Raw genomic sequence first — 26,043 nt, forward strand, 5'->3', positions numbered from 1 at the left:
GGGATACCGGCAGGAGCTCGCGACGACGGGCCGCGAAAACGAAAGAAGGGCGACCACGATGGCCACCCTTCTCCAGATGGAGGCTTACTTGGCCAGAGTCAAGCTGCCCTTCATCATCGCGACGTGGCCGGGGAACGAGCAGAAGTAGGTGTAGTCCTCGCCCGCCTTCAGTTTCGCCACCGGGATGGTGACCGTGGTCGATTCGCCACCGCCAATCAGTTTGCTGGCCGCAATCACGCGGGTATCGCCGGCCTTGACATAGTTGGCGTCCGCTCCGGCCTTCATGCCGTCGGCATTGATGCCATTGACGTCAGCGGTCTTGCCGAGCACGAAGTTGTGCCCCATCACCATCTTGGGCAGCTGCCCGGTGTGCTTCAGGGTAACCTTGAACTCCTTGCAGGTTGCCGGCACCTGCAGGCTCTTGGTGGTGAACTGCATCGCGTCGGTGCTTTCGACCGTAGCCGCGCAATCGGCTGCCATCGCGGGCAGGGCAAAGGTGCCGGCAAGACCGAGTACGGCGACGGCTGTCAACTTGCGGATCATTTTTCTGACTCCATGTAGTGGGGTGTTGGCGCTATTGTCCCGGCGCCTGGGCAAGCCCGCCTTGATCCATGTCAGGGCCACGATGAATCAAACCGCGAGACAATGGCAATGCCGGAAACCGTCAAGGTGGACCCTCCATGACCCACGTCGTTACCGAAAACTGCATCAACTGCAAACACACCGATTGCGTCGAGGTGTGTCCGGTCGACTGTTTCCACGAAGGCCCCAACTTCCTGGTCATCGATCCCGACGAGTGCATCGACTGCACCTTGTGCGTGGACGAATGCCCGGTCGGCGCGATCTACCCGGAAGACGATGTCCCCGCCGGGCAGGAGAAGTTCCTGGCGATCAACGCCGAGCTGACTCCGCTGTGGCCGGTGATCGACCGCAAGATCCCGGCGCTGGAAGACGCGGAAAAATGGGACGGTGTGCCGGACAAGTTGCCGTTGTTGAAGCGCTGAGCAAAAAAAAACCGGGCGATCAGGCCCGGTTTTTTGTGTGCGACAATGGCGATTATTTCGCCACGACCTTGACCATCTCCAGGCACTTGTTGGAGTAGCCCCACTCGTTGTCGTACCAGGCGACCAGCTTGACGAAGGTATCGTCCATCGCAATGCCGGCATCGGCGTCGAAGATCGAGGTGCGGGTGTCGCCACGGAAGTCGGTCGCCACGACCTTGTCGGTGGTGTAGCCCAGGATGCCCTTCAGCGGGCCTTCGGACTGCGCCTTCATCTCCGCGCAGATCTCCGCGTAGGTCGCCGGCTTCTCCAGCTCGACGGTCAGGTCGACCACCGACACGTCCGAAGTCGGCACGCGGAAGCTCATGCCGGTGAGCTTCTTGTTGAGCTCCGGGATCACCACGCCGACGGCCTTGGCCGCGCCGGTGGAGGACGGGATGATGTTCTCCAGAATGCCACGACCGCCGCGCCAGTCCTTGTTGGACGGACCGTCGACGACCTTCTGGCTCGCGGTGGCGGCGTGCACGGTGGTCATCAGGCCGCGCTTGATGCCCCACTTGTCGTTGAGCACCTTGGCCACCGGAGCCAGGCAGTTGGTGGTGCAGCTGGCGTTCGAGATGATCGCCTCGCCGGCGTATTTCTTGTCGTTGACGCCAAAGACGAACATCGGCGTGTCGTCCTTGGACGGCGCCGACAGGATCACCTTCTTGGCGCCGGCATCGAGGTGCTTCTGCGCGGCTTCCTTGGTCAGGAACAGGCCGGTGGATTCGATCACCACATCGACATCGACCTCGCCCCACTTCAGGTTGGCCGGGTCGCGCTCCTGGGTCAGGCGGATCTTCTTGCCGTTGACGACGATATGCTCGCCCTCGACTTTGACGTCACCGTCAAAGCGGCCGTGGACGGAGTCGTATTGCAGCATGTAGGCCAGGTAGTCCGGCTCCAGCAGATCGTTGATGGCAACCACTTCGATGTCATTGCCGAAATTCTGTACGGCCGAACGAAAGACATTGCGTCCGATGCGGCCAAAACCGTTGATACCAACCTTGATCGCCATTGCAGGGCTCCTGACGGGCATGTGTAAGGGAAAAGCCCCTCATTTTAGCCTATTCCCGGCCACGACAGGCTTGAGCCATCGCGCCATCCGCCCTGCCAACCGACCCCTTGACGTGAACGACGCGCCGGGACGCATCACCTCATGTCGCGCAAGACGGCAGCGATCCTGCTCCGCTACCCTTGTCGGCATGAATCGATCCGTATGCGGTATTTCCCTGACTTTGGCGTTGGCCACCTGCGGCCTGCTCGCCTCCTTCGACGCTTCGGCCTGGGGCCCGCGCGGCCATCAACTGGTCGCGTCACTGGCCAACGATGCACTGACACCGCAGGCGCGCAATGAGGTCGAGCGACTGCTGGCCGACGACCCGGGCCAGGACCTGGCCGGTATCGCCAGTTGGGCCGACGAGTTGCGCGAGCGCGACCCCGACCTGGGCAAGCGCAGCGCGCGTTGGCACTACGTCAACCTCGCCGAGAACGACTGCCATTACGATGCCGCGCGTGATTGCCCCGGCGGCGACTGCGTGGTCGAGGCCATCCGCGCCCAGACCGCGATCCTGGCCGATCGTGACCAGCCGATGGACGCCCGACGGCAGGCACTGAAGTTCGTCGTCCATTTTGTCGGCGACATCCATCAGCCCGCCCATGCCGGCTACGCCCACGACCTGGGCGGCAACAAATTCCAGGTCAATCTGTACGGCAAGGGCAGCAATCTGCATCGGCTCTGGGACAGCGGGCTGCTCAATACGCGGGGGCTTAACACCGCGCGGTATCTGGAACGTCTGCGGGAGTTGCCGGCACCGGCGGCGGAGCCGCGACACGGGTCCCCGGGACACTCCATGTCGATCGCCGATGGCGCCGGCGCATGGGCGGAGAACTCCTGCGCGATCGTGCGCCAGCCAGACTTCTATCCGCCGCGCGCCAAGATCAACGGCGACTACGTGCAGGCGTGGCGGCCGGTGGCGGAAGCGCAATTGCGCCTGGGCGGCGCCAACCTTGCGGCGCTGTTGAATCAGGCGCTCGGCGAGCCGTAATCACCGCGCGCCGCAACGGGAAAACGGATCCGGCTGCGGGCATGCGCAACTCGTGACGTCCGAACGTGGCCGCATCTCGAAAGCAAGACCAGCACCATATTGGCAACCGGGATGCAGGACATCCAGTATTCACTTGCCGATAGCGCCACCGGACGCATCATCAACACCCTGCACGGCCTCATCTACGTGCAGGCGTGGCGGCCGGTGGCGGAAGCGCAATTGCGCCTGGGCGGCGCCAACCTTGCGGCGCTGTTGAATCAGGCGCTCGGCGAGCCGTAATCACCGCGCGCCGCAACGGGAAAACGGATCCGGCTGCGGGCATGCGCAACTCGTGACGTCCGAACGTGGCCGCATCTCGAAAGCAAGACCAGCACCATATTGGCAACCGGGATGCAGGACATCCAGTATTCACTTGCCGATAGCGCCACCGGACGCATCATCAACACCCTGCACGGCCTCATCGTGCCGCGAACCCTCCGCAGTCGGGAGCAATCTGATGACCACCGACCTGCTCATCCAGCCCTTCTTCCATGAGCCAACCGGCACCTGGAGCTACGTCGTCAGCCAGGGCGTCGATGCGGTGGTGATCGACCCGGTGCTCGACTACGACCACCGCTCCGGCCGGGTGGCTACCGGCAGCGCCAGCGCCTTGCTCGAGCACATCGCGGCGCACGGCCTGCAGGTGCATCGGATCCTGGAAACCCACGCCCACGCCGACCACCTGAGTGCGGCCGCCTTCCTGCGGGCGCGAACTTCGGCGACAGTGGCGATCGGCGCCGGGATCCGCTCGGTGCAGGCGTATTTCGCCGCCATCTTCCGACTCGCCACCGACGACGACGCCGTCGTCCACGCGTTCGATCAACTGCTGGCCGATGGCGATGTCATCCATGCGGGCCAGTTGCGCATCGAGGTGTTGGCGACGCCCGGGCACACGGCCGATGGGTTGAGCTACCGGATCGGCGACAACGTGTTCATCGGCGACACGCTGTTTGCCCCTGACCTTGGCACCGCCCGCTGCGACTTCCCCGGCGGCGGCGTCGAGCAGTTGTATGCCTCCATACAGCGCCTCTATGCACTGCCCGATGAGACCACGTTGTGGCTGTGCCACGACTACCCACCGACCGGGCGCGAGCGCCGCGCCAGCGTCAGTGTCGGCGAGTCCCGCCGCGACAACCGGATGCTTGCCGGCGACACAACGCTGAAAGTCTTCCGCGCCGCGCGCAGCACGCGCGATGCCGGCCTGCCCGCGCCCAACCTGCTGTACCCCTCGCTGCAGGTGAACCTCCGCGGTGGCCGGCTGCCGCCGGCCGGAGCCGACGGTCACCGTTACCTGTGCATACCGCTGCAGGTGGAGCCGCCAGCGGAAGGGTTATGAGCCTTCGCCTGCGACGGGAGGCATCGGCGGTGCGGGCGGTGCGGTAGGTGGCACGGGACGCGCTGGAGGTGCCGCCGCCGCGGGCGGCGCAGGCCGGTCAGGATCAAACTCCACCGGTACCCGGATGCGGCTCGCAACCGGCTTGCCGTTTTCGATCTTTGGCTCGAACCGCCAGTTGCGCGCTGCGTCCACCGCGGCCTGATCGAACACACCGGCCGGCTCGGCCGACTCAACCTGGATATCTGCCGGAAGCCCCTGCGCGTCCACGTTGATCACCAGATTCACTTTGCCGCCGATGCCTTGAGTGGCCGCTTCGGCCGGATAAGACGGCCGCGCCATCTCTCCAATGCTGACGACTCCCTGATTTGACTCGACCTTTGGCGGCTGTGCCGCCCATGCGCTGTAGCCGACCAGCAAACTCAAGGCGGCGACGACGGTGCTGCCGGCCAACCAGCGCGAAACCGTGGGGGTGGGTTGCTTGAGCATGGCGATTCTCTCCGTGAGTGGATGGCTGTAGCCCCAGTGGCATCCCAGCGGCAGGGGCTGTGAAGCCAGCTGGGTCTTGAGCATTGCCTCGCCGTACGCGCGACGCGACTTCGGATGGCGAGCGATCACGCGCTGGTCGCAAGCCAGCTCCTGGTCATGACGGAAATGCCGGGCCGCGATGTGCACCAACGGGTTGAACCAGTACACGCAGCGCAGCGCGGCAACGACAGTATTCAGGTACAGGTCGCCGCGACGGATATGGCTGGCTTCATGCGCCTGCATCAGCACGCGCTGCTCGGGGCTGTAGCGTTGATCGAAATCGGCCGGCACCACGATCTGCGGTCGCCACGCACCCAGCACGGCAGGCAGGCCAACGCTGGTACCGGCCTGATGCAGGCCATCGGTGCGCTGGCGCAACGGACCCAGCGCGCGCCGGAACCGGCGTTGCTGGAGGAAAAAACGCAGCGCCATCGCCAGCACGCCCAGCCACCAGACCGGCACCAGTACGGCTGCGGTGTCGACCGTCGCCAGAATTCCAATGACAACCGCCTGCGGCACCGTGTCACCCAAGGCCAGTCCCATCGCGCCAGCTGCCGGAGCCACCGCCGCTGATGGCAACAACACCGCCAGCACGGCGACCGGAACCAGCGACCAGGCCGCATAGGCGGTCGCCGTACCGAACCGGCCCCGTAACCCGTGACGCAGCAGCATCACCAGCACGATCGCCGCGCTCGACGCGACCGTGGTCTCGACCAGCGCGCGGAACATCTCAGGGGCTTCCATCGTCGATCTCCTCGAGCAGTTTGCGCAGCTCGGCGACGTCCTTGGGACTGAGCTTGCGGTGCTCACTGAAGTGCGCCACCAGCGGCGCGACCCGGCCACCAAACAACCGGTCAAGCAGGCTCTCGCTTTCGTCGATCAGCCAGTCCTCGCGCTTGAGCACCGGCGTGTACAGATAGCGACGTCCGTCCTTCTCGGCGGCGATCGCACCCTTGTTGAGCAGGCGGTTGAGCAGGGTCTTGATGGTCGCTTCCTGCCATTCCTGCGCGTCGGCCAAGGCGACAACCACGTCCTCGGCCGCCAGCGGCTGCTGCCGCCAGAGCACGTCCATCACGACCGATTCGGCTTCGCTGATCTGCATTGTTTACGCCTGTAATCTTATTGACAGATTACGTATGTAAACGCGAATGTCAAGCTACCGATCCACCCTCTCGCCCAGGCCTCGCAACCGATGACCATGCCCCCACCTTGAGGCCGTGCACGGACCTGCCCATCCGCGAACATCGCGACGGCGACCGCGTACGCCGCTGCCGAGCAGGCCGCGTGCAATTGCCCTGGCGGCTCCGTGGGATGTGCCTTACAGCGAGCGCGCCGCCTTGACCACATGCTCGACGGTGAAGCCAAAGTGCGGAAACAGCTTTTCCGCCGGCGCACTGGCGCCGAAGGTGTCGATGCCGATCACCGCGCCGTCCAGGCCGACGTACTTGCCCCAGAAGTCGCTGACACCGGCCTCGATCGCCACCCGCTTGCGGCAGGCCCTGGGCAGCACCGATTCGCGATACGCCGCGTCCTGGCGGTCGAACACGTCGGTCGAGGGCATCGACACCACGCGCACCTTGTCGCCCAGCTGCGCGGCGGCCTGCATCGCCAGGCCGACTTCCGAGCCGGTCGCGATCAGGATCACGTCCGGGTTCGGACCACCGTCCTTGAGCACGTAACCGCCGCGGGCGATATCGGCGACCTGGGCGGCGTCGCGCGGCTGGTGGTCGAGGTTCTGGCGCGAGAACACCAGGCAGCTCGGGCCATCCGCACGCTCGATCGCGGCCTTCCACGACACCGCCGACTCGACCGCGTCGCAAGGGCGCCAGACATCGTTGTTCGGGATATAGCGCAGGCTGGCGACGTGCTCGATCGGCTGGTGGGTCGGGCCGTCCTCGCCCAGGCCGATCGAGTCGTGGGTGTAGACGTGGATCGCGCGTGCGCCCATCAGTGCGCTCATTCGCACCGCGTTGCGGGCGTAGTCGCTGAACACCAGGAAGGTCGCGTCATACGGAATGAAGCCACCGTGCAGGGTCAGGCCGTTGCTGATCGCGGTCATCGCGAACTCGCGCACGCCGTAATAGATGTAGTTGGCGTCGCGCGCGTCGGTGGTGACCGACTTGCTGCCGCTCCACAGGGTCAGGTTGGATCCGGCCAGGTCGGCCGAACCGCCAACCAGCTCCGGCAGGTGCGGCGCAAACGCTTCGATCGCGTTCTGCGAGGCCTTGCGCGAGGCGATCACCGGGCCGTCGGCCTGCAGCTTGGCGATATAGGCGTCGGCAGCGGCGGCAAAGTCGGCCGGCAACTCGGCGTGCGAGCGACGGATCAACTCGTCGGCCTCGGCCGGGAAACGCGCCGCGTATTTGTCGAAGGCCTCGTTCCACTGATCCTCGCGAAACGTGCCGACCTGACCCACGCGCCAGCCGTCGTAGATCTCCGGCGCGATATGGAACGCCTCGTGCTCCCAGTCCAGCGCCGCGCGGGTGGCGGCGATTTCATCGGTGCCCAGTGGCGCGCCGTGGCTGGAGGCCTTGCCGGCCTTGGCCGGTGAGCCATGGCCGATCGTGGTCCGGCAGCAAATCAAGGTTGGCTTGTCGCTGCTCAACAGCGCCGTATCGATGCCGCGCTTGATCGCGTCCGCGTCGTGACCGTCGATATCACGGACCACGTTCCAGCCATAGGCCTCGAACCGTGCCGGGGTGTCGTCGGTGAACCAGCCGGCAGTGTCGCCGTCGATGCTGATGTGGTTGTCGTCCCAGAACGCGACCAGCTTGTTCAAGCCCCAGGTGCCGGCCAACGACGCCGCCTCGTGCGAGATGCCTTCCATCAGACAGCCATCGCCCATGAACACCCAGGTGCGGTGGTCGACGATCGCCTGCTCGGGACGGTTGAAGCGCTGCGCCAGCAGTTTCTCCGCCAGCGCCATGCCAACCGCGTTGGCGAGACCCTGGCCGAGCGGACCGGTGGTGGTCTCTACGCCCGGGGTCATGAAGTTCTCCGGGTGGCCGGGGGTCTTCGAGTCCAACTGGCGGAAGTTCTTCAGGTCCTCGATCGACAGGTCATAGCCGGACAGATGCAGCAGCGCGTACTGCAGCATCGAGCCGTGGCCATTGGACAGGATGAAGCGGTCGCGATTGAACCAGCCAGGGTTGGCCGGGTTGTGGCTCAGGTAGTCGTTCCACAGCACCTCGGCGATGTCGGCCATGCCCATCGGCATGCCGGGGTGGCCGGAGTTGGCCGCCTGCACGGCGTCGATGGCGAGGAAGCGGATGGCATTGGCGAGGTCGCGGCGGCTGGGCGTGGGCATGGCGGATCCAAGAAGGGAAAGGCTCGGCTCGACCGGACAACCCCGGGCGGCGGGCGCCAATTGTCGCCGAGTCCGCGCGTGCGGCCAAACCGGGGCCATCAGCAGCGGCGGGGAAATCGGACTTCTCGCTCTTCCAGAGCGTGTCGCACGTCTCTCTTACGCAGCTCTTACACCCCCGCCTTAAGGTTCGCCGCGCTGCGCCGCTGAACACGGATTTGCCGTTGTTGCGAGCCAGCCTCATCAAGCTCCAGGGGAAAACTCATGCAAGTACGACACACAGCCGGCGGCCGCAAGGCAGGCCAGGGCGGCTTTACCTTGGTGGAAATGGCGGTCGTGCTGGTCATCATCGGCGTGATCCTGGGCGCGGTGATGATCGGCCGCGACGTCCAGCGCAATGCCGAATACACGCGCATCAAGCAGAAATTCGTCGACCAGTGGGTGGTTTCCTACAACACCTATTCGCAGCGGCTGGGCGCACCGGTCGGCGACAGCCAGACCGCACCGCAGTTGATGGTCAACGGCGCCAACTTTTCCGGAATATCCGGCGGCAACATGTCCACTGCCACGCCGCCCGCCGCCATCTGCGGGGAAACGGCTCCCGTGCCCGCCCTTCCGAATGGTACGCAAACCGGCCAGCAGTTCATCCTGCGCGACCTGATGCTGAAGGCCGGCATCACGCTGCCACCCGGTCGCGGCGAAGGCATGGAGGATCGCTATGTCTACCTGGACACCAACGGCAACCCTCAGGAAATCCAGGTCTGCTTCCAGTGGAACCCACCCGCGACCGCGTCCGGCTCCGGCAACATCATGGTCCTCACTGGCCTGACGCCGGATCTGGCGCGCGCGCTGGACCAGGCGATCGACGGTGCACCCGATGCGCGTAACGGCGCATTCCGCCAGCAGGGCGTCGTGGCCACCAACGGCAACGAAGGCGTTATCTGGCTTGGCAACAACACCAACAGCATCACCGACGGTACCGGCACCAACGAAGTCGTTGACACCGCGACCGACGCAGACCAGGTGCTGACCCTGGTCGCCCACTACAAAATGAATCAGTAAGGCGCCACACGATGAAAGCGTCTCCTGCCGCCCTGCTCGTCCGGCTGCGTCAATCCCGGCAAGCATCATTGCTGCTGTTTGCCGCGACGCTGGGGGCGCTGGTGATCGCCGCGGCCTGGTTCACAAGTGCCCGCGGCAACCTGGCCGAGGCCTACAGTCTGGTCGGCAGTCGCCAGCAGGCGCTGGCATCGGCCGATCACCGCATGCAGCAGGCGCGGCTGCAAGTGAAGCTCGCCACCGGCGCCCGGCAACTGGTCGACCGCGCCGCCGCCAATGGTTTCGTCGACCAGGGCTGGGGCGAGCGACTGATCAACGTCAGCCAGGCGCCGTTGACGCGTGAACAGGTCAACGGCCTGCTGTCTGGCGTGATCCGCACCGATGCGCGGATGTTCGGGGCGGAAGCATTCGAGTTGTCCGTGACCCACGCCGACGAAGGGCTGTTTGACGAGCCCGGACAGCGCAGCCCACCGCTGCTGATGACCTTGCGCGGGACCTTGCTGTTCCGCACCCAGATGTTTGAGCCCGCCGTGGAGCTGCCGTGAGCGCCTTGACCCTGTTGCACCAGGACGGCCGCTGGCTGTCATTCGACGGCGACCAGGTCACGCACCTGGACGCGCGCCCGAAGGTCGACCGCGCCACCGTCGTGATCACCGATTTCGATGGCGCGATCAGCCAGGTCACCGCCCTGGAGGGCAGCACCTCGCACGCGACCGCACTGATCGAGAAGCGGCTGCGCGCCGATGGCCTGATCGACAACGAAAGCAAGATCCTGATCCACCAGACCAAGACCGTCGGCAACGGCTACCAGGCACTATTCACCGCGGTGCCGCTGGACCGCTGGCAGCAACTGTTTGCCTGGGCTGAAGGACAGCTCGACCACTGCCTGCTGCTGCCGTCGGTGGCCTTGCTCTGGCATTCACTCAAGCCTGGCCGCGGTATCGTGCTGCACAGTGGCCGCCAGTTCGTGTTCCTGGCTTCGCTACGCAACCGTATCGTGCATGCCTCGGCGCTCGCGTTCAGTGATTCGCAGGACGATCTGGCGATGACCGTGGCAGCGTTGGGAGAGCGCGCCGGCAGGGATCTGGCGGGCGACGACGAAGCACTGGAGACCTTGACGGTTGAATGGGTTGGCGTACTGACCCGCGCGCCCGATGCCGGCACCACCCCCGCCACTCTGCAAAGCGACAACGTGCCGGGCGTGTTTGCCGCATCCATGCCGCGTGCCGACCACCTGCCCGGGTCTGCGGCGACCGCGGGCGACGACGATCACCCGACCCTGCGCGCGGCTGACCAGGCCAACGGGGATGTCGAACACGAACAACCGCTGACGTTCGATGGCCAACTCGACCCCGAATACGGCCATGCCGATACCGACAACAAGGCTGGCGATGACGACGTCGCTCCCTCGGCCGAGCAGCTGAGAGATGCCGCACGCATCGCCGCGCCTGCGAGCGCGAGCGGCAGCATCGCCAGCGGCCGCTGGACGGACGAGGCGTTGCTGGAGATCTTCTCCGCCAACAGTGGCACCACCGTCCGCCTCGGCGCGCATGCACTGGTCACCAATGCCGACGGCGTGATGTACCGCAGCGGTGTCGCTCGCCTGACGGCCAGTGCCAGTACGTTGATCGCCGTCAATCCAGCCGCCAGCCGGGTGATGTACCTGGCCGAACGCTTGTTGCCATGGGCAAGTGCCGCCTCCTTGCTGCTGGCCATCGCGCTCGGCGGCCTGGGTGGACGCTGGACACTGGCCGCACACGACGCGAACACCCGCGCCCACGGCCTGGACGATCAGATCACCGAAATCGACAACCAGATCAAGGCCCTGGGACAGCAGCAGGCGCTACCGGACACCTACCCGCAGATGCTCAGGTTTCTCGAACGTGCGGATGCGTTGCAACAAGCCCTGGACCCCCACGCCAGTCTGGCGACGGTGCGCGAAGCGGCCGGCGACGACGTGCGTATCCTGCGGTTGCGCCTGGACAAGGCGACCATGGCCGACGGCAGTGACAGCCTGCGCGTGGACGGCATGGTCAAGCAACACGACAGCGACCCGCAGGGCATGCAGGTCGCGCGCTTCGTCGAGCGGCTGCGTGCCGCCGGATTCGCCGCGACTGCGGTAGACCCGCAGGTCAGCGGTGGACGCGCGCAATCACCGGGCGGCTCGTTTTCATATCAGCTCCAGTACCCACAAGCGTCCGCCACCGGCGCAACCGCAGGCGATCCATCGTGAAGCTCAAATACTCGGCGAGCCTGGCGCTGGCGTTGTGGCTGTGCGTGGTGGCCTGGGTCAGCGCGATGATCGTCGCCAAGCCCAGCGTCGCCAACAACTTTGCTGACGGGAACGAATCAGGCGAGATCGTCCAACTGCAGCGCAGCATCAACCACAACACCGCAATGCTGACCGCCCTGGACTTGCTGGACAGTGCGCCCGATCACGCGGTCGCGGGGCCACTGGTCGCCCCGGACCCCGAGCCGGTGGCGGGAAGCAATGGCGAGATCGCTGCCGGCACGGCCGTGCCGATCGGCAACCGGCTATCGCTGATCATCTCCACCGAGCGCTCGCGCCGCGCCATCCTCGACGGTCGCGTGGTGCGGGACGGCACGAAGCTCGATGACGGCTCTCACGTGCGCAGCATCGGAGCTGACTGGTTGCGTATCGAGAACGCCGCCGGAGACATCGAGACGCTGCAGCTTCCCCGGCCCTTCGCCGCCGCATCCTCGCAGGTACAACCATGAACAACCGACGCGCCATTGCGTTGACCGCCGTAGTGGTGATCGTCGCCGGCTTGATCGTGGTGATGACCTTGCGCGGCTTTGCGGCACGCACCCCCGCTGATGCCGCAGTGATGCCGGTGGCCACCCCGACCACCGCCGCAGCTGTGACTGTGGATACGCCAACCACTGCCGAGGCGCCGCCGCCCTGGGCCCGGACGCAGTCCACCGACAGCGATACCGGTGCTCCGGCCGACACCCGCTCCGCGGAAGATCCGGAGCGCGCCGAGCAGATGCGCCAGTTGCAACAATCGATGCGCGGCATCATGACCGAGACCAGCCGGCGCTCGCAGGCGACCAATGATCACCTGCGCAACGCGCTCGACACGCTGCAGAAAATGAACGACCCGGCGGTCACTTCGCAGATCAACCTGGACGCGGTGCGCCAGAACCTCGAGATCAGCATCAAGATGCAGGCGCTGGCGCAGGAGCTGCAACAGGTGATGGCCGAACCGGGCGGCCCCGCGCGCCAGCAGCGGCTGGAGGCGACGTTGACGCAGTTTCGTCAACTGCAGTCGCAGTTGCGTCAGGACGTGAGTGCGCCCGGTGCGACCGAGGTGATTCCCGCATTCCCCACCCTCGCGCCCGCCGCCAAGCCTGCCAGTACGCCGTGAAATGCCACGCCGTGACCACCATCGCCGAGTCATCCGTCGCAGCGGCGAACACCGCGTGGGCGGCTTCACCCTGGTCGAGCTGGCCATCACCGTGAGCGTCATCGGTGCGCTCAGCCTGGTGGTCTCGACGGCCTACTTCAGCATCGCCGAGGTCCGCGCCCGCGCACTCGCCCAAGGCCAGGCCGAGGTCGCCCGCCAGGCGGTGCGCGTGTTCATGCTGAAGAACAAGCGCCTGCCGTGCCCCGATCTCAGTGCCGCGGGCAACGGCGGCCGTGAAGGGTTTGCCGGCACCTGTCCACCGGGCGCCCAGGTTGGCTGGCTGCCGTATGAAAGCGTTGGACTTACCCGGCCTGCCCCGTCCGAACGCATGCGCTATGCCGTCAGCCGCACAACCGCAGTGGATCTGGTGGCACCCGTCGGCGGCGCCAGCGACGGCCTCGACCTGGACGGTAACGGCCGCCTGCGCAACACGCTTGCCGCGACCGCGCGGCTCGCGCCATCCACTGCCCGCCCGTTTCTGACCGGGACCGGCACGCCCGGCGATCCGGAGAACTGCACCGACATCGCCGCCAACCCCGCGTTTGTCCTGATCGCACCGGTCAGCGACCGCGACGCCAGCGGCGGTGCCGACGCCGGCTTCGATGGCATCAACCACGCAATGGCCACCGCCAACGCCACCTGCATCGCCGCCCCGGGCCGGGCGATGGATGCGACCTACGACGACGTGGTAGTCGCCGAGAGCGCCAGCACGCTGCTCGGCTGGCTGGCCACCCACACCCGCTAGATGACCACAGGCAATCGACTCCATGAACCGCACATTCAAGCTTCAGCCGAAACGTCCTGCCCTGCGCGTCCTCGCGGCGCCGGCGACGGTACTGGCATTCACCCTGCTGGTTGGCTGCAGCACCGTTCCACGCAGCGTCAAGGACCTGCCGGCGACCGAGTACGTCGCCCTGGAACAACTGGGTACGAAAGTTGGCGAGGAATCGCACAAGCTGTCGGCGGAACACGACCGCCTGCGCCGCCATATCGAGCGCGTGCGTGAACCGGCGCCCGTCGTGGCGCCGGTGGCACCGCACTACGACCCGCTCGAGAACCGCATCGTCACCATCAACATGAGCGAGGCCAATGTCGGCGGCCTGCTGTGGGCACTGGCCGAGCAGCTGGGCATGAACCTGATCGTCGATCCGGACGTGCTGGCACGTGACCAGCGCGCCAGCCTGTACCTGAAGAACGTCACCGCGCGCGAGGTCTACAACCACATTCTCACCGCGTTCGACCTGCACGGCGAGACCCGCGGCGGCGCGCTGGTGGTCAGTGCGATGGCCGAGCGGATCTTCAGCGTAGAGATGCTCAACAGCACCACCTCGCTGGACATGAGCACCGGCGGCGACGTGTTCGGCGCCGGCAGCAGCGGCGCCGGCGGTGGCAACTCATTGCGCGGCAAGCTCATCCTGGACGGCACCGTCGGCAAACAGAACGACCCGTACACGCAACTCGCCGCGTCGGTCGAGGCGATCATCAAGGAAGACACTGCGGCCAAGACCACCGGTGATGCGCCTCCGCGCGAGGTCTCACGCTACAGTCTGGACCCGCTGACCGGCTCGCTGTTCGTGCGCGCGCGGCCTTCGCAGCTGCGCGCAGTGGCCGAGCTGATCGAGCGCAACCAGGCCATGCTCGGCCGCCAGGTGCTGATCGAGGCGCAGCTGATCGACGTGCAGCTCAACGACCAGTTCCGCTTTGGTGTCGACTGGACCAAACTGCGCGGCCGAGTGGCCGGTGTCTACGGCGACTCGCCGTTGCAGGCCGATCCGTTCTACGGGTTGAACGCGGATGGCGACCCGATCACCAACCCGAACTTCCCCGCCGGCAAGCACAACACCCTCGACAAGATCCTGACCATCCCACGTCAGGTCATCGGATCGGCCCTGGGTCGTGGCACCGGGATCGGCTATCTCGGCGATACATTCTCGGCTTCGGTCAACGTGCTTCGCGAGTTCGGCAACGTCAAGGTGTTGTCCAACCCAAGCGTGCGCGTGCGCAACGGAACGCCGGCCTACCTCAGCGTCGGCCGCAACATCCGCTACGTCAGCAAGTCGACCACCAGCTTCAGCAACCCCGGTGGCGGTGCGACCAACACCTCGTCCGACATCCAGACCGAATCCTTGTTCGCCGGCGTGGTGATTGGCGTCGCGCCGCTGATCCACAAAGACGGCACGGTCGAGCTGCTGGTTCACCCGATGCAGACCGACGTCGCGCCCGGCAGCCTGGACCTGATCGATGTCGGCAACGGCAACTCGGTGACATTGCCGGTGATCAGTTTCAAGGGCATGACCACCACCTTGAGTCTGAGCGACGGCGACACCGTGTTGCTTGGCGGCCTGATCGACCAGCAATCGCAGAACACCGATAACGGTGTGCCGGGCCTGTCCGACGTGCCTGGCCTGGGCAACCTGTTTGGTGCCCAGTCTCGCTCGCACGACAGCCGCGAACTGGTGATGGTATTGCGGGTCACGGTGATATGAGTTTGATGTTTGCCGCCCTGAAGCGGTTGGAAACCCCGGGCGCGAGCCCGGCCGGGACGGCGGTGCGCGACGGAACGCCACGTCACAACTGGCGCCTGCTCCAACGCTGGTCGCCGCCACTGGTCGCCGTGATGGTGCTGTTGGGCGGCTGGTGGTGGTTTCCCCCGGCAGTGACGCAGCCCGCCGATTCCGGCGCTGCAATGGCCACGGCGACGGTCCCGATCCCGACGGTCCCACCGCCCACCAACGACGCGGATGATTCGCGCGCAACCACCTTTGCGTTGACACCGGTCGCAGCCAACGAAACAGCACTTGTTCCTGTCGTTGCCAAGCCGGCCGTTGTCAGTCCCGTCGCTGCCACAGCCCCGGACATCCGGACCACTGCGAATTCACAGCCGCCCGCAGCAGCACCCATCGCCCAGGCCACACCCGCACCCGCACCCACACTCACACCGCAACCAGCGGACCAGGTTGCGCCACAAAAACAGCCACAACCGCGACCGCTGGTCGATGCCATCAGCATCCGCGATGCGTCGGAGGCGACGGTGCCCGAGGACGGACAGTCCGTCGCGCGCGCAGTTGCCGCGCTCGGCACTTCAATCAAAAGCGAGGACTTCGTCGCCGGTGCCGAGCAACTCGCCTTGCTGAGCCGACTGTTGCCACCGCAAAGCCTCACCTTGTTGCGCATGCAGGCGTGGCTGGCGCATGAGAGCGGCGATACTGCAGGCGCCTTGGCGCTGTATCGCCGTATCGTGGCGCGCATGCCCGGCGACCAGACCGCGGTCATCAACTTGGCGATTCTGGAGGCGCGCACGGGCGAGCCCGCCAGTGCACGCCAGCGCCTGCAACGGCTACGGTCGAACAGCACCGACTCGCGCGAGATCGACCAAGCCATCGGCCTGGTGGAGGCGCAGTTGCGGTGAACGCGGCCATCGCCACCTCCAAGATCACGTATCTGTCCGAGCTCGGGCTGACGCGTTCACCGTTCCCACCGACGCCGGACGCGGACGGCTACTTCCACACCGTCGCACTGGAGCGCGAGCTGGCCGAGGCAACCCACTGCCTGCTCGCGCGCAAGGGCTTCGTGTTGATGACCGGTGAAGTCGGCATGGGCAAGAGCACCTTCGTGCGCCGCCTGCTGGATGCCGTCGTGCGCGAGGGGGCACTGGCTTCGCTGGTGTTCAATACCTTCCTGCAGGGGCCGGACCTGCTGGCCGCGATCCTGCGCGACTTCGGCATCGAACCTGGCAGTGACGCTGCCGACAATATCAACCGGGTCAACAGCTTCCTGGTGCGCCGCTGGCAGGCCGACACCACCTGCGTGCTGGTCATCGACGATGCCCAGAACCTCAGTCTCGAAAGCCTCGAACTGCTGCGGCTGCTGAGCAATCTCGAAAGCGGGCAGGAGAAGTTGCTGCAGATCGTGCTGGCGGGTCAACCGGAGCTGGACGAGCATCTCGGCCGCCACGAGATCCGCCAGCTGACCAGCCGCATCGTCAAGCACATCCGCATGAGCGCGCTCGACGTCACCGAGACCGCGCGCTACGTCGAGTTCCGCCTGTCACTGGCCGGTGCGGCCGGCCGCATCCGCGTGACGGCCGCCGCCCACGCCGCGCTGTATCGCAGCAGCGCCGGCAACCCGCGCCGGATCCACCTGATCATGGACCGCTGCCTGTACGGCATTGTCGCCACCGGCAATCCGGTGATTGATGCCGACCTGATTCGCCTGGCCAGCGCCGAGGCCGGCTTCGTGCCGGTTCGGCGTCGCCACCTGCGCGGGCCGATCGTCGCCGCCGCACTGGTGGCGGCGACGGGACTGGCCACCGCGGCCGGCTTCGTCTATCACCGCGATACGGCGCCGGCGGTCGCCAGCACCACGACCAACGCCGAAAACACGACAGCAGCGACCGCTGTCATCGCCGACGCGGAGTACGTGTCTTCCGGGCAGACCCTGTCCGCCTGCATGGCCCGCTTGTCAGTGACGACCACCGGGGACGGCGCGCTGATGCAACTGATACCCGTGCCGGACACCCATCTGGGTGCATTGCAATCACGCGATGACGTCTGCGTGCAACGACGCGGGCGGCACTGGGTCGCGGCCTGGCAACCCTGGCTGGCGGCCGAGGAACTGCTGCCCGGCCAGCGCAGCCCGTCCGTGCGCAAGTTGCAGGCCGCCTTGCTTGCCGACGAAGCCAGGCCTGACGGCGGCAATGGCGCGCCCGCCGACGGCGCACCGGTAGACGACGTGCTTGCCGACGGACTGTTCGGCCCCCACACCCGCGACGCCCTGGCCCGCTTCCAGCATCGCCATGGTCTTGTCGCGACCGGCCGCCCCGACCCACTGACCCTGCTGCTGCTCAAGGGCGCGCCAGCAGCGGCCGCCTTGCCGCAGCTGGCAACCACCAATCCCACCCCGCCGACGCTGTCGGTTGAATCCCCGGAGAGCCTGCATGGCAACGGTTGAACTACCTGCGCGAACCGCTGCCAACGGCGCGCCCAAGACCGACGAAGTCAGCCGACTCGGTGCCATCCTGCTCGAGCGGGGCATGCTCAACGCCGCGCAACTGCAGTACGCCTTGCAGAAACATGCAGTCGAGCAACAGCGCTTCGGGCGCCTTCTGATCAAGCACGGCCTCGCCAACGAGAGCGATATCGTGCGCGTGATGGCCGAGCTGCAGGGCATCACCTTCGCCCAGGTCGAGACCCTGCCCGAGCCCGATCCCCAGGTGCTGGCGCTGTTCAACCGCGAGCTGTGCCTGCTGCGTGCGTTCCTGCCGCTGCGCCGGGTCGACAACACGCTGGAAGTGCTTCTGGGCGACGCCGACAGCGATGCGGTTGCACAACTGGTGCTGCAGCGTTGCGGCCTGCGCTGCCGCTTCATGCAAGGCGAGTTCACCAAGGTCAGCCAGCTGATCCGGCACACCTACTACTTCGCCCAGAACCCCATCGAATCCCTGCTGGACCGCGAGATCAAGCGCATCACCGCCGATGCCGATCACGCCTACAGCCCGGATAAACTGCTCGATTACCTCTTGCATTTGGCTATTCGCGAGCGCACTACCGACATCCACATCGCCCCGGCCGAGGGCAGCATCCACGTGCTGTTTCGCGTGGACGGCGTGTTGAGGCCGATGCTGGCGATGCAATCGTCGCTGCACCGGCTGCTGGGCTTCATCAAGCTTGCCGCCGAGATGGACATCTCCGAGCAACGTCGACCCCAGGACGGCAGCTTCCGTGCCAACGTGCTTGATTCCCCCGTGACGGTGCGCGTGTCGACCCTGATCAGCGAGATGGGCGAGCGCATGGTGATGCGGTTGTTGCCGGAAAACAGCGACCTGTCAGGGCTGACCGAGCTTGGATTTTTCCCCGAAGATGTGGCGGCACTGGAGCGGATGTTCGCCAAGCCGGCCGGCCTGCTGCTGATCACCGGCCCGACCGGCTCCGGCAAAAGCAGCTCGTTGCACGCCGCGCTGCGGATGCAGTCGCTGATCGAGCGCAACGTATTGACGGTGGAGGACCCGATCGAGTATCGCGTACCCGGCGCCTGCCAGACCGAGGTCAACCGGCGTGCCGGTTACGAATTCAGCTCGGCGCTGCGTCACTTCCTGCGTCACGATCCCGACGTCATTCTGCTGGGCGAGATGCGCGATGGCGAAACCGCCCAGGCAGCGATCGAGGCCGCGGCAACCGGCCATCTGGTGCTGTCCACCTTGCACGTTTCCGGCGTGTTCGGCGTGGTCCCGCGCCTGCGCCCGCTCGGCCTGGAAGCGCAGGTCATCGCCGACAACCTGCTGGCGGTGGTCAACCAGCGACTGGTGCGGCAGAACTGCCCGTTCTGCAGTGAGCCGGTGGAATTCGACGCGGCCGAGCGACGCTGGCTCGGTATCGACGACGACCAGACCGACGCCTGCGGGCGACGCGGCATGGGTTGCGACCGCTGCCGCAACACCGGCTACTACGGTCGCCTGCCTGTCTACGAGATCCTGCATCTGGACGAAGCGGTCGCCAACGCCATCGCCGACGACGCCGGCCGCGAGGCGGTACGCACCCTGGCCCACGCCAACGGCTTCAAGGACATGGTCGAGATCGCCAAGCGGCGGGTGATGCTTGGCCAGACCAGCCCGGCCGAAGTGCTGCGCGTGGTCGGCGACGGACCGGCGCCGTGAATGTCTATTACTACCGCCTGCTGCTGTCCAACGGCCGGGTGAAGGCCGGGATCGCCCAGCTTGCCGTGGAGCAGGACAGCTCGGCGCGGATGTGGCTGGAGAAGAACTTCGATGCCACCGTAATCCTGCTGCATCGCCTGCCCGGATGGCTGGCCGAGACCCAGCGCAGCCTGTCGCAGCTGTTTCGGCCCAGCATCCGCGCACCGGAACTGGCCGGCATGTTGCGCGACATGGCGGTGATGACCAGCAGCGGCATCCCGGTGTTGGAGGCGCTGCGCGCAGTCTCGCAGGAAGCCGGTACCGGGCGCGCGTCCAATGCCGCGCGGGTGGCGCGCAACCTGCTTGATGAGCTTGATGCCGGCGCATCGATGAGCGATGCCTTCGCACGCTACCCCGACACCTTTCCCGAGACCGTGCGCAACCTGGTCATGATCGGTGACGAGACCGGCAGCATGGACCACATGCTCAGCGAGGCGGCGGACCATGTCGAGCGCGTGTCGCGGATGACCGCCGACACCACCCAGGCGCTGATCTACCCCGCGTTCGTATTCCTGGCGATCTTCGCCGCCGGCGGATTCTGGATCTACTACGTGATCCCCAACCTCACCGGCCTGTTCAAGCAGATGAACGCCAAGCTGCCGCCGCTTACCGTGGCCGTGATCGCGTTCTCCGAGTGGTTCACCGCCAACGTCATCAGCATATTGATCGGCCTGGTGGTCACCGCTTTCGTGTTGTGGGTGAGCTGGCGCTACAGTCGCGCATTCCGCCGCGGCACGCACTACACCCTGCACCGGCTGCCGATCGCCAAGACCATCATGAACTCGGCCGGCCTGGCGTTCCTGACCGAATACCTCTCGCTGCTGATCAAGGCCGGCGTGGACATGGTCAGCAGCCTGCAGATCATGGAGCGCGCGATCCGCGACGAGTACTACCGCGACCGCGTGATCGCCATCCGCCAGGTACTGGAACGCGGCGACCGCGTGTCCTCGGCAATGCGCCAGGTGGGCGGCTTCCCGCCGATGATGGTACGGATGATCTCGGTCGGCGAAGACACCGGCACCGTCGACAAACAACTCGCACGGCTATCGGGCGAATACAGCCTGCGACTGCAACGGCTGATCGCCAACCTGTCGGAGATCATCAAGCCGGTGGTCGTGCTGCTTGCTGGCGGCATGTTCGTGCTGTTGATCGTCGCCCTGCTGCTGCCGGTCTATGACCTGGTCCGGCAAGCCATGTCCGCTCCCCAGTTCTGAACGCGGAGGTCCCAATGCAATCGCTCCCCAGTCCACGCCAGCCCCCTGGCCCAAGCGCTTCGCGCCGACACGGTCACACGGCCGCACGTTACCGGCAGCGAGGCGTCGGCCTTCTTGAAGTCGCCCTGGTGGTGCTGCTGATCGGCAGCGTCATGGCAGCCGGATTCCTGGTAATGCAGTCGCGCAAGCCGGCGCAACAGGTGGCGGCGCAGGAGCAGGCTCTGCAATGGGCCGACCAGGCGCTGGTTGCCTATGCCGCCACACATGCCCGGTTGCCATGTGCGGTGTCGAGTCCCACCAGCGACGCCACCGATTGCGTGGGGCCCAACCAGAAAGGCTGGCTGCCGGTGCGGGCGCTGGAGGCCGTGCATCCCACCGGCGCTGGCCCCGGCCAGCCATTGCGCTACATGGTCTACCGGGGCAGCGATCCCGGCAGCGACCTGGCCACCGCCAGCAACCAGTTCAACCCGCACAAATGGGACGGATCCGAGCACGAATTCGACGCCGTGAACGGCCTCGACCTGTGCGCCGCGCTGGCCAAAGCGGCCCGCGAGACGGCAACCGCCACCAAGGGCGACCGCGCGCGAACCACCGATATCGACGGCACCGCCATCAATGTCGCCTACGGCCTCAGCGCCGCCGGCAGCACACCAGGTAGCAGCGGACGTTTCGACGGTCGCAACCAGCAGTCCACCGCCGCGATGGAGTCGCCCGCACGCGGCGCCGACAGCGATTACGACGACCGCGTCCGTGTCCGCGACTTCAACGCGCTCGCGCAGACGCTGGGCTGCGGTTACGCCAACGCGACCGCCCCGGACGGGCTGGTGCTGGCGTCGCTGGACATGCTGGCGCTGGCGGTGGACGTCAGCGACGAGGTCGACGAGCAGCACGAGGGCAACCAGGAGGACACCGAACTGGCGGTCATCATGGCCGGCGTCTCGGAAGCCTTCGCGATCATCAACGTGGCGCTAGCCGCGGCCGGCGTTTCCAATTCGGCCTCGACCCTGGCCACCGCGTCTGCCCAGCTGGCGACCGCGATCGGAACCTGCGTGGTGCTGGTCGGCTGCGCGCTGATCCCGCCTTACACCGGCGCGGTGATCTCCGGCGGCATCGCCGTCGGCCTGGCTGCCGGCGCCACCGCGCTGGCGGCAATCGCACTGGGGCTCAGCAGCGCCGCTCTCGGGGTCACGATCGAAGCGCAGCAGATGGCGGACGTACCGCTCAGCAGTCCCGCCAACAGCATCGCCGAGGTAACCGAGCAGACCTGCCTGTCGGCGGACGGCGGTTGGCGGTTGTGGGATGTCGATCCGGATACGAAGAAGCGCTTCACGATCGACCCGCCCGGCATCTACCAGGAAGGCCTGTTGCAGCAGGTCGAGGAGATCGAGGAGCAACTGGTCGAGATCCAGACCGAAATCGACGACACCGACCAGAGCCTGACGTCCTTCGAGAACGCCGACTTCAGGGCGAAATTGTTCGACTACAACTACGGCAAGCCCGGTCGCGGCAGCTATGAGGAGGGTGAGGACGGCGACACCGCGTACAACGCGGCTCTGAAGACGTGGGAGGACAGCCAGCCCGGGATCATCAAACGATGGAAACGGGAGCTCGCCGCCAAGCTTGAGGCGATCCGCAAGGCCGAGGACGCGCATTACACCTGGGAAATCGCGGCGCAAGCCGCCGAGGACGCGAAGACGGAACTGGATTACATGCACCAGGCCATCGTCGAGATCACCGTCAAGGTGGTTCAGTGCGACAACTACCCACCAACGGAACTCCAGCTCAAGGTGAGCTGCGAAAACAATCGCAACTCGCTGAAGGGACTGCAACAGTGCGACCCCGCCTATGCAGGCGTGAACGCACAGGGCGAGATGCAATGTCTCGGCGAGAACCAGAAGCGCTACGACCAGCTTGCCGAGGAAAGCGAGGTCGTACGCGCGACTTATGTCCAGCTTACGCACGAGGCCGGCGCAAGAACGCAACCGCCGCTCAACAACCATTCGTGGTGGTGCGCGATCACCAGCAGTTGTCAGATCCTGATCATCCCGTTCCAGGACGATGACGATGAGCGCGAGACCTATGCAAGGACCTACTACCAGCGCAAGCACCTGGTCGAATCACTGCGCCTGAAGGAGGTGGAACTGACCGACAAGCAGGGCGCTTACGCGACCGCCAAGGCACAGTGCGAGGCACTGAAAAACATGGATTCGGAGGGCGGAAGCAGCAGCGGGATCAAGATCGTCGAGGGCGTCACCGAAATCCTGCGCACGGCCAACTGCAGGGGCGCCACCGGCGCGGTCCAACCGGAGGTCTGCAACCCATGAACCGGCCCATGAATCGAAAGACAGGCGGCTGGTCGCTGGTCGAACTGGCCGTGGTGCTGATGGTGATGGGCGTGCTGGGCCTCGCGTTGTGGCAGACGCTGCCGCTGGCGCCGAAGGTCGCGGCAGGGGACAGCGCCGGGCGCGACCTTGCGCGGGCCGAGCAGGCGCTGTTGGGGTACGCGCTGGCGCACTCGCAGCTCCCCGCGCCGGTGAACGAGGACGGCCTGGGCGTCCTGCCGACGGAAATGCTCGGGCTGCCATCACAACTGAAGCTGCGTTACCAGGTGCAATCGTCCCTGACCGCGCCCGGCAGCGACTTCAAGCTGTCGTTGCCGCTTGCGTTCGGCCTGGGGGGGCCGCCGCCGGCACCTCAACAGGTCAACGGGCTGGATTTTTGCATGCGCCTGAAGAGCGCCCACTTGGCCACGTTGGACGGCATGAATGGCGTCCCGACCGCGTTCGCGCTGATGCATCCCGGACAGGCCGGCCATGACCAGTTGTCCGCGACCGCCGAATTCGTGTTGCCCGGAAGCCCGGGCGCCGCTGGGCGCCGCGTGCTCGCGATCGGGCCCGGCGAGTTCGCCAGCCGCCTGGCCTGTCCGGACCGCGTCGCCCGGGCGCGCGGTGCGGCCCACGCCGCCTACACCGCCTACGACCTCGCCCAGATCGCCAGGGAATACAAGGACTTTCGGACGTTCGCCATCCAGGTGGCGAAGATGAACAAGGCCAACGCGGACACCGGGGTCGCATTCGCAGCTTTCGACGTTGTCTACGGCGTGTTCACCGAGATGATCGCGATCCTGCAGGAGGCCGCAGGCTGGCCACCAGACCCCTTCGGCATTGCCACCGGCATCGTCTCGCATGTGGCGGCGACGGTTCAACTGGGGCTGGCGATCGCTGCCGTGGCCACGGCGGCGATTGACCTCGACAGCGCGATCGAAGATGTCGAGACCGCCAAAGATCAGGAAACAGCCGCCACCGCCAACCTCGATCGGATGACCACGCTGGCCAACCAGTCCTTGCTCCGCGCACAGCATCTCGACGAGCAGGGGCTGCAACCATGATGCCGATCCATACTCGATACGGACGCGCGCCCCAACGGCGTTCCCGGCACGCTGGATTCTCGCTTCTGGAACTGGCCATGGTGTTGGTGGTACTCGGCCTGGTGACGGTGCTGCTGGTGCAGTTCCTCGGCACCGCCTCGCGGGAGCGCCACGAGGTGGCCAGCGCCGACCTGCTGGGCCGCGCCGACGACGCGCTGCTGGCGTTCGCGATGGTCAACAGCCGCCTGCCCTGCCCCGCCAGCGACGGCTCCGGCGAGGAGAACTGCGGCAGCGGCCAGGTCGGACAACTGCCGTACCAGACATTGGGCCTGCCCGATGCAAACGCTCGCAGGATTCGCTACGGGGTGCTGCGCCGATCGGCGGCGCTGGCCGAGCACGATGCTGACCTGTCGAAGCGTTCGGATCGATACTTTCCGCTGCAGGTCTTCGGCGGAAAGTCCGCGATGGTGGGCAAGGCTCTACCGAATCCCACCATCAACGGCCTCGACATGTGCTGGGCCTTGCGCAGCGCCCAGAACGCCCCGGCCGATGCAGCTTTCCTGCATGTCACCCAACCCGGCGCACCGGCAGATATCGCCGGCAACATAGCCTACGCGCTGGCGCTGCCGCGCGGCGGCGACGGGTTCAGTGGGCATCAGGCCGGCAGCACTGCCGCCTTCGATTCGCCACGTCGACCTAGCAGTCCCGAGTACGACGACCGGGTACTCGCCGTCGGAATGGACCAGTTGTTCTCGCGCATGCGCTGCGGCGACAACCTCGCTGCTGTCGGTCACGCCCATTTCAATGCAGCCGCTTCGATCGCCGTAATGCACACGGCCTTGATCGACTACAAGAGCCAACTGGCGGTGGCCGAGAAAATGGCCCTGGCCAACACGCTCAGCGGCGGCGCCGCGATCGCGGGCGGCATCTCCGGGGTGATGGGCGCCGGCGCCGGCATGGCGGACTCGATCTCCGAAGGTCTGGCCAGTACCGGCATAGTCGCCTACAAGGTGGGCCTCGCCGCCGCCGCCGTTGCCGCCGCCGTCGCGGTCACCATCACTGCGGCGACGATGGAGGGCTTCGCCATCGCCGCGCACGAATCCGCCAAGGACGCGCATGACGATGTCGATCCGCTGATCTCACGGGCGGCAGTACTCAACAATGAGGTCCTTGAACATGCCAAGGCGGCGGATAAGGCCGGCATGTACTGACCCGTGTCCGGCGCCGACCCGCATGACCTTCCACGTCACCGATGCCCCACCAGGGAAACCGCAATGCAGCGCAACCGTTCTTCATCGTCCTTCAACCGCACCGCTGGCTTCACCATGATCGAGATGTCGGTGGTGCTGGTGATCATCGCCCTGCTGGTCGGTGCCGTGACTGTCGGCCGCGACGTCTACCGCAGCGCCGCCGCCGAGAGACTCAGTACCGACTTCGTGCAGGGCTGGCTGTTGGCATACGACCAGTACGTGGCCGGAGTCGGGACGGTGCCGGGCGACAATTTCGACAATCCTGGCGGCCTGGTCAACAACGGCCTCAATAACTTCTTGTGCCAGGACAATCTGCTCAACACGATGCTGGCGCGGGGCATCACGCTTCCCGCCGGGCGCGGGGAAGGCATGAATGATCGTTACGTCTACCAGGACAGCCGGGGCGTGCCGCACGACGTCCAGGTGTGCTTCGCCGCAGTGCAGTGGTCGGAGCCGTCCACCGCGGTCGGCGTCTACGCCAACCGGTCCCGCAACGTGATGCGGCTGCAAGGGCTGACGCCCGAGCTGGCGACATTGCTGGATGGCAAGATTGACGGCCGCGTCGACGCTCGCCATGGCCGCTTCCGTGAGATCGACCAGCAAAACATCACCAATGCCGTTGGCGCGCCATGGAGCCTGGAATCTACTGACACGATGAGCGGATCGACCAACCCGGACGGGCAGGTTGCAGAACTGGTGGGCTACCTGCGGATGAACCGCTGACGCGAGCGCTACCCGGTGG

24 protein-coding genes are annotated in these 26,043 nt (G+C 66.1%); 19 read left to right on the forward strand and 5 right to left on the reverse strand.

Going from position 1 to position 26,043, the window contains the following annotated elements; translation table 11 throughout:
• Positions 1–84 precede the first annotated feature (84 nt).
• Positions 85–543: an azurin gene (gene azu, locus ACW7G1_RS13780; RefSeq protein ID WP_456980321.1), complete on the reverse strand. Its 459-nt coding sequence runs from the start codon at positions 541–543 to the stop codon at positions 85–87.
• A 137-nt stretch (positions 544–680) separates the two neighbouring features.
• Between azu and fdxA the strand changes: the two genes are divergently transcribed.
• Positions 681–1,004: a ferredoxin FdxA gene (fdxA, locus tag ACW7G1_RS13785; RefSeq protein ID WP_456980322.1), complete on the forward strand. Its 324-nt coding sequence runs from the start codon at positions 681–683 to the stop codon at positions 1,002–1,004.
• Between the two features lie 52 nt (positions 1,005–1,056).
• Here fdxA and gap read toward each other — a convergent pair whose 3' ends face one another.
• On the reverse strand, positions 1,057–2,058 hold the full coding sequence (gene gap, locus ACW7G1_RS13790) for a type I glyceraldehyde-3-phosphate dehydrogenase (RefSeq protein WP_456980323.1): 1,002 nt from the start codon (positions 2,056–2,058) through the stop codon (positions 1,057–1,059).
• Between the two features lie 187 nt (positions 2,059–2,245).
• Here gap and ACW7G1_RS13795 point away from each other — a divergent pair, with 187 nt between their 5' ends.
• From ACW7G1_RS13795 to ACW7G1_RS13805, 3 genes are all read left to right on the forward strand, one after another.
• Entirely contained in the window at positions 2,246–3,088 is an 843-nt protein-coding gene (locus ACW7G1_RS13795; RefSeq protein WP_456980324.1) for a S1/P1 nuclease, read from the forward strand.
• A 111-nt stretch (positions 3,089–3,199) separates the two neighbouring features.
• Positions 3,200–3,367, forward strand: a complete 168-nt coding sequence (locus ACW7G1_RS13800; RefSeq protein WP_456980325.1) for a hypothetical protein — start codon at positions 3,200–3,202, stop codon at positions 3,365–3,367.
• A gap of 217 nt (positions 3,368–3,584) precedes the next feature.
• Positions 3,585–4,463, forward strand: coding sequence for an MBL fold metallo-hydrolase (locus tag ACW7G1_RS13805; protein WP_456980326.1), 879 nt, complete (start codon positions 3,585–3,587; stop codon positions 4,461–4,463).
• Here ACW7G1_RS13805 and ACW7G1_RS13810 read toward each other — a convergent pair.
• From ACW7G1_RS13810 to tkt, 3 genes are all read right to left on the reverse strand, one after another.
• On the reverse strand, positions 4,458–5,732 hold the full coding sequence (locus ACW7G1_RS13810; protein WP_456980327.1) for a TonB family protein: 1,275 nt from the start codon (positions 5,730–5,732) through the stop codon (positions 4,458–4,460). The two genes, ACW7G1_RS13805 and ACW7G1_RS13810, sit on opposite strands and share 6 nt — an antisense overlap.
• Positions 5,719–6,090 (reverse strand): BlaI/MecI/CopY family transcriptional regulator, encoded by a 372-nt coding sequence (locus ACW7G1_RS13815; protein WP_456980328.1) that lies wholly within the window; start codon positions 6,088–6,090, stop codon positions 5,719–5,721. The genes ACW7G1_RS13810 and ACW7G1_RS13815 overlap by 14 nt, the downstream gene beginning before the upstream one ends.
• 216 nt (positions 6,091–6,306) lie before the next feature.
• A complete protein-coding gene (tkt, locus tag ACW7G1_RS13820) occupies positions 6,307–8,295 on the reverse strand; it encodes a transketolase (protein WP_456980329.1) in 1,989 nt (662 codons plus the stop codon).
• A 261-nt stretch (positions 8,296–8,556) separates the two neighbouring features.
• Here tkt and ACW7G1_RS13825 point away from each other — a divergent pair, with 261 nt between their 5' ends.
• From ACW7G1_RS13825 to ACW7G1_RS13895, 15 genes are all read left to right on the forward strand, one after another.
• Positions 8,557–9,354: a type II secretion system protein gene (locus tag ACW7G1_RS13825; RefSeq protein WP_456980330.1), complete on the forward strand. Its 798-nt coding sequence runs from the start codon at positions 8,557–8,559 to the stop codon at positions 9,352–9,354.
• A gap of 11 nt (positions 9,355–9,365) precedes the next feature.
• Positions 9,366–9,896, forward strand: coding sequence for a hypothetical protein (locus ACW7G1_RS13830; protein WP_456980331.1), 531 nt, complete (start codon positions 9,366–9,368; stop codon positions 9,894–9,896).
• Positions 9,893–11,584, forward strand: coding sequence for a hypothetical protein (locus ACW7G1_RS13835; protein WP_456980332.1), 1,692 nt, complete (start codon positions 9,893–9,895; stop codon positions 11,582–11,584). The genes ACW7G1_RS13830 and ACW7G1_RS13835 overlap by 4 nt, the downstream gene beginning before the upstream one ends.
• Entirely contained in the window at positions 11,581–12,090 is a 510-nt protein-coding gene (locus ACW7G1_RS13840; protein WP_456980333.1) for a hypothetical protein, read from the forward strand. Before ACW7G1_RS13835 ends, ACW7G1_RS13840 begins: the two co-directional genes overlap by 4 nt.
• Entirely contained in the window at positions 12,087–12,740 is a 654-nt protein-coding gene (locus tag ACW7G1_RS13845) for a hypothetical protein (RefSeq protein ID WP_456980334.1), read from the forward strand. The genes ACW7G1_RS13840 and ACW7G1_RS13845 overlap by 4 nt, the downstream gene beginning before the upstream one ends.
• A gap of 1 nt (position 12,741) precedes the next feature.
• Entirely contained in the window at positions 12,742–13,524 is a 783-nt protein-coding gene (locus tag ACW7G1_RS13850) for a type II secretion system protein (protein ID WP_456980335.1), read from the forward strand.
• 22 nt (positions 13,525–13,546) lie between these two features.
• Positions 13,547–15,265: a pilus (MSHA type) biogenesis protein MshL gene (gene mshL / locus ACW7G1_RS13855; RefSeq protein ID WP_456980336.1), complete on the forward strand. Its 1,719-nt coding sequence runs from the start codon at positions 13,547–13,549 to the stop codon at positions 15,263–15,265.
• 5 nt (positions 15,266–15,270) lie between these two features.
• The gene (locus ACW7G1_RS13860) at positions 15,271–16,188 is read left to right on the forward strand and encodes a tetratricopeptide repeat protein (protein ID WP_456980337.1); all 918 of its coding nucleotides are present in this window, start codon (positions 15,271–15,273) and stop codon (positions 16,186–16,188) included.
• Complete coding sequence (locus ACW7G1_RS13865) at positions 16,185–17,729, forward strand: AAA family ATPase (RefSeq protein ID WP_456980338.1); 1,545 nt, start codon at positions 16,185–16,187, stop codon at positions 17,727–17,729. The genes ACW7G1_RS13860 and ACW7G1_RS13865 overlap by 4 nt, the downstream gene beginning before the upstream one ends.
• The gene (locus ACW7G1_RS13870) at positions 17,716–19,431 is read left to right on the forward strand and encodes a GspE/PulE family protein (protein ID WP_456980339.1); all 1,716 of its coding nucleotides are present in this window, start codon (positions 17,716–17,718) and stop codon (positions 19,429–19,431) included. The genes ACW7G1_RS13865 and ACW7G1_RS13870 overlap by 14 nt, the downstream gene beginning before the upstream one ends.
• Positions 19,428–20,684 (forward strand): type II secretion system F family protein, encoded by a 1,257-nt coding sequence (locus tag ACW7G1_RS13875; protein WP_456980340.1) that lies wholly within the window; start codon positions 19,428–19,430, stop codon positions 20,682–20,684. Before ACW7G1_RS13870 ends, ACW7G1_RS13875 begins: the two co-directional genes overlap by 4 nt.
• Positions 20,685–20,698: 14 nt before the next feature.
• Positions 20,699–23,008 (forward strand): hypothetical protein, encoded by a 2,310-nt coding sequence (locus tag ACW7G1_RS13880; RefSeq protein ID WP_456980341.1) that lies wholly within the window; start codon positions 20,699–20,701, stop codon positions 23,006–23,008.
• A gap of 8 nt (positions 23,009–23,016) precedes the next feature.
• Positions 23,017–24,072: a type II secretion system protein gene (locus tag ACW7G1_RS13885; RefSeq protein ID WP_456980342.1), complete on the forward strand. Its 1,056-nt coding sequence runs from the start codon at positions 23,017–23,019 to the stop codon at positions 24,070–24,072.
• Between the two features lie 77 nt (positions 24,073–24,149).
• A complete protein-coding gene (locus ACW7G1_RS13890) occupies positions 24,150–25,262 on the forward strand; it encodes a hypothetical protein (RefSeq protein ID WP_456980343.1) in 1,113 nt (370 codons plus the stop codon).
• 63 nt (positions 25,263–25,325) lie between these two features.
• Positions 25,326–26,024, forward strand: coding sequence for a type II secretion system protein (locus ACW7G1_RS13895; RefSeq protein ID WP_456980344.1), 699 nt, complete (start codon positions 25,326–25,328; stop codon positions 26,022–26,024).
• Positions 26,025–26,043 lie beyond the last annotated feature (19 nt).

Source organism: Lysobacter sp. A378 (genome assembly GCF_054052125.1).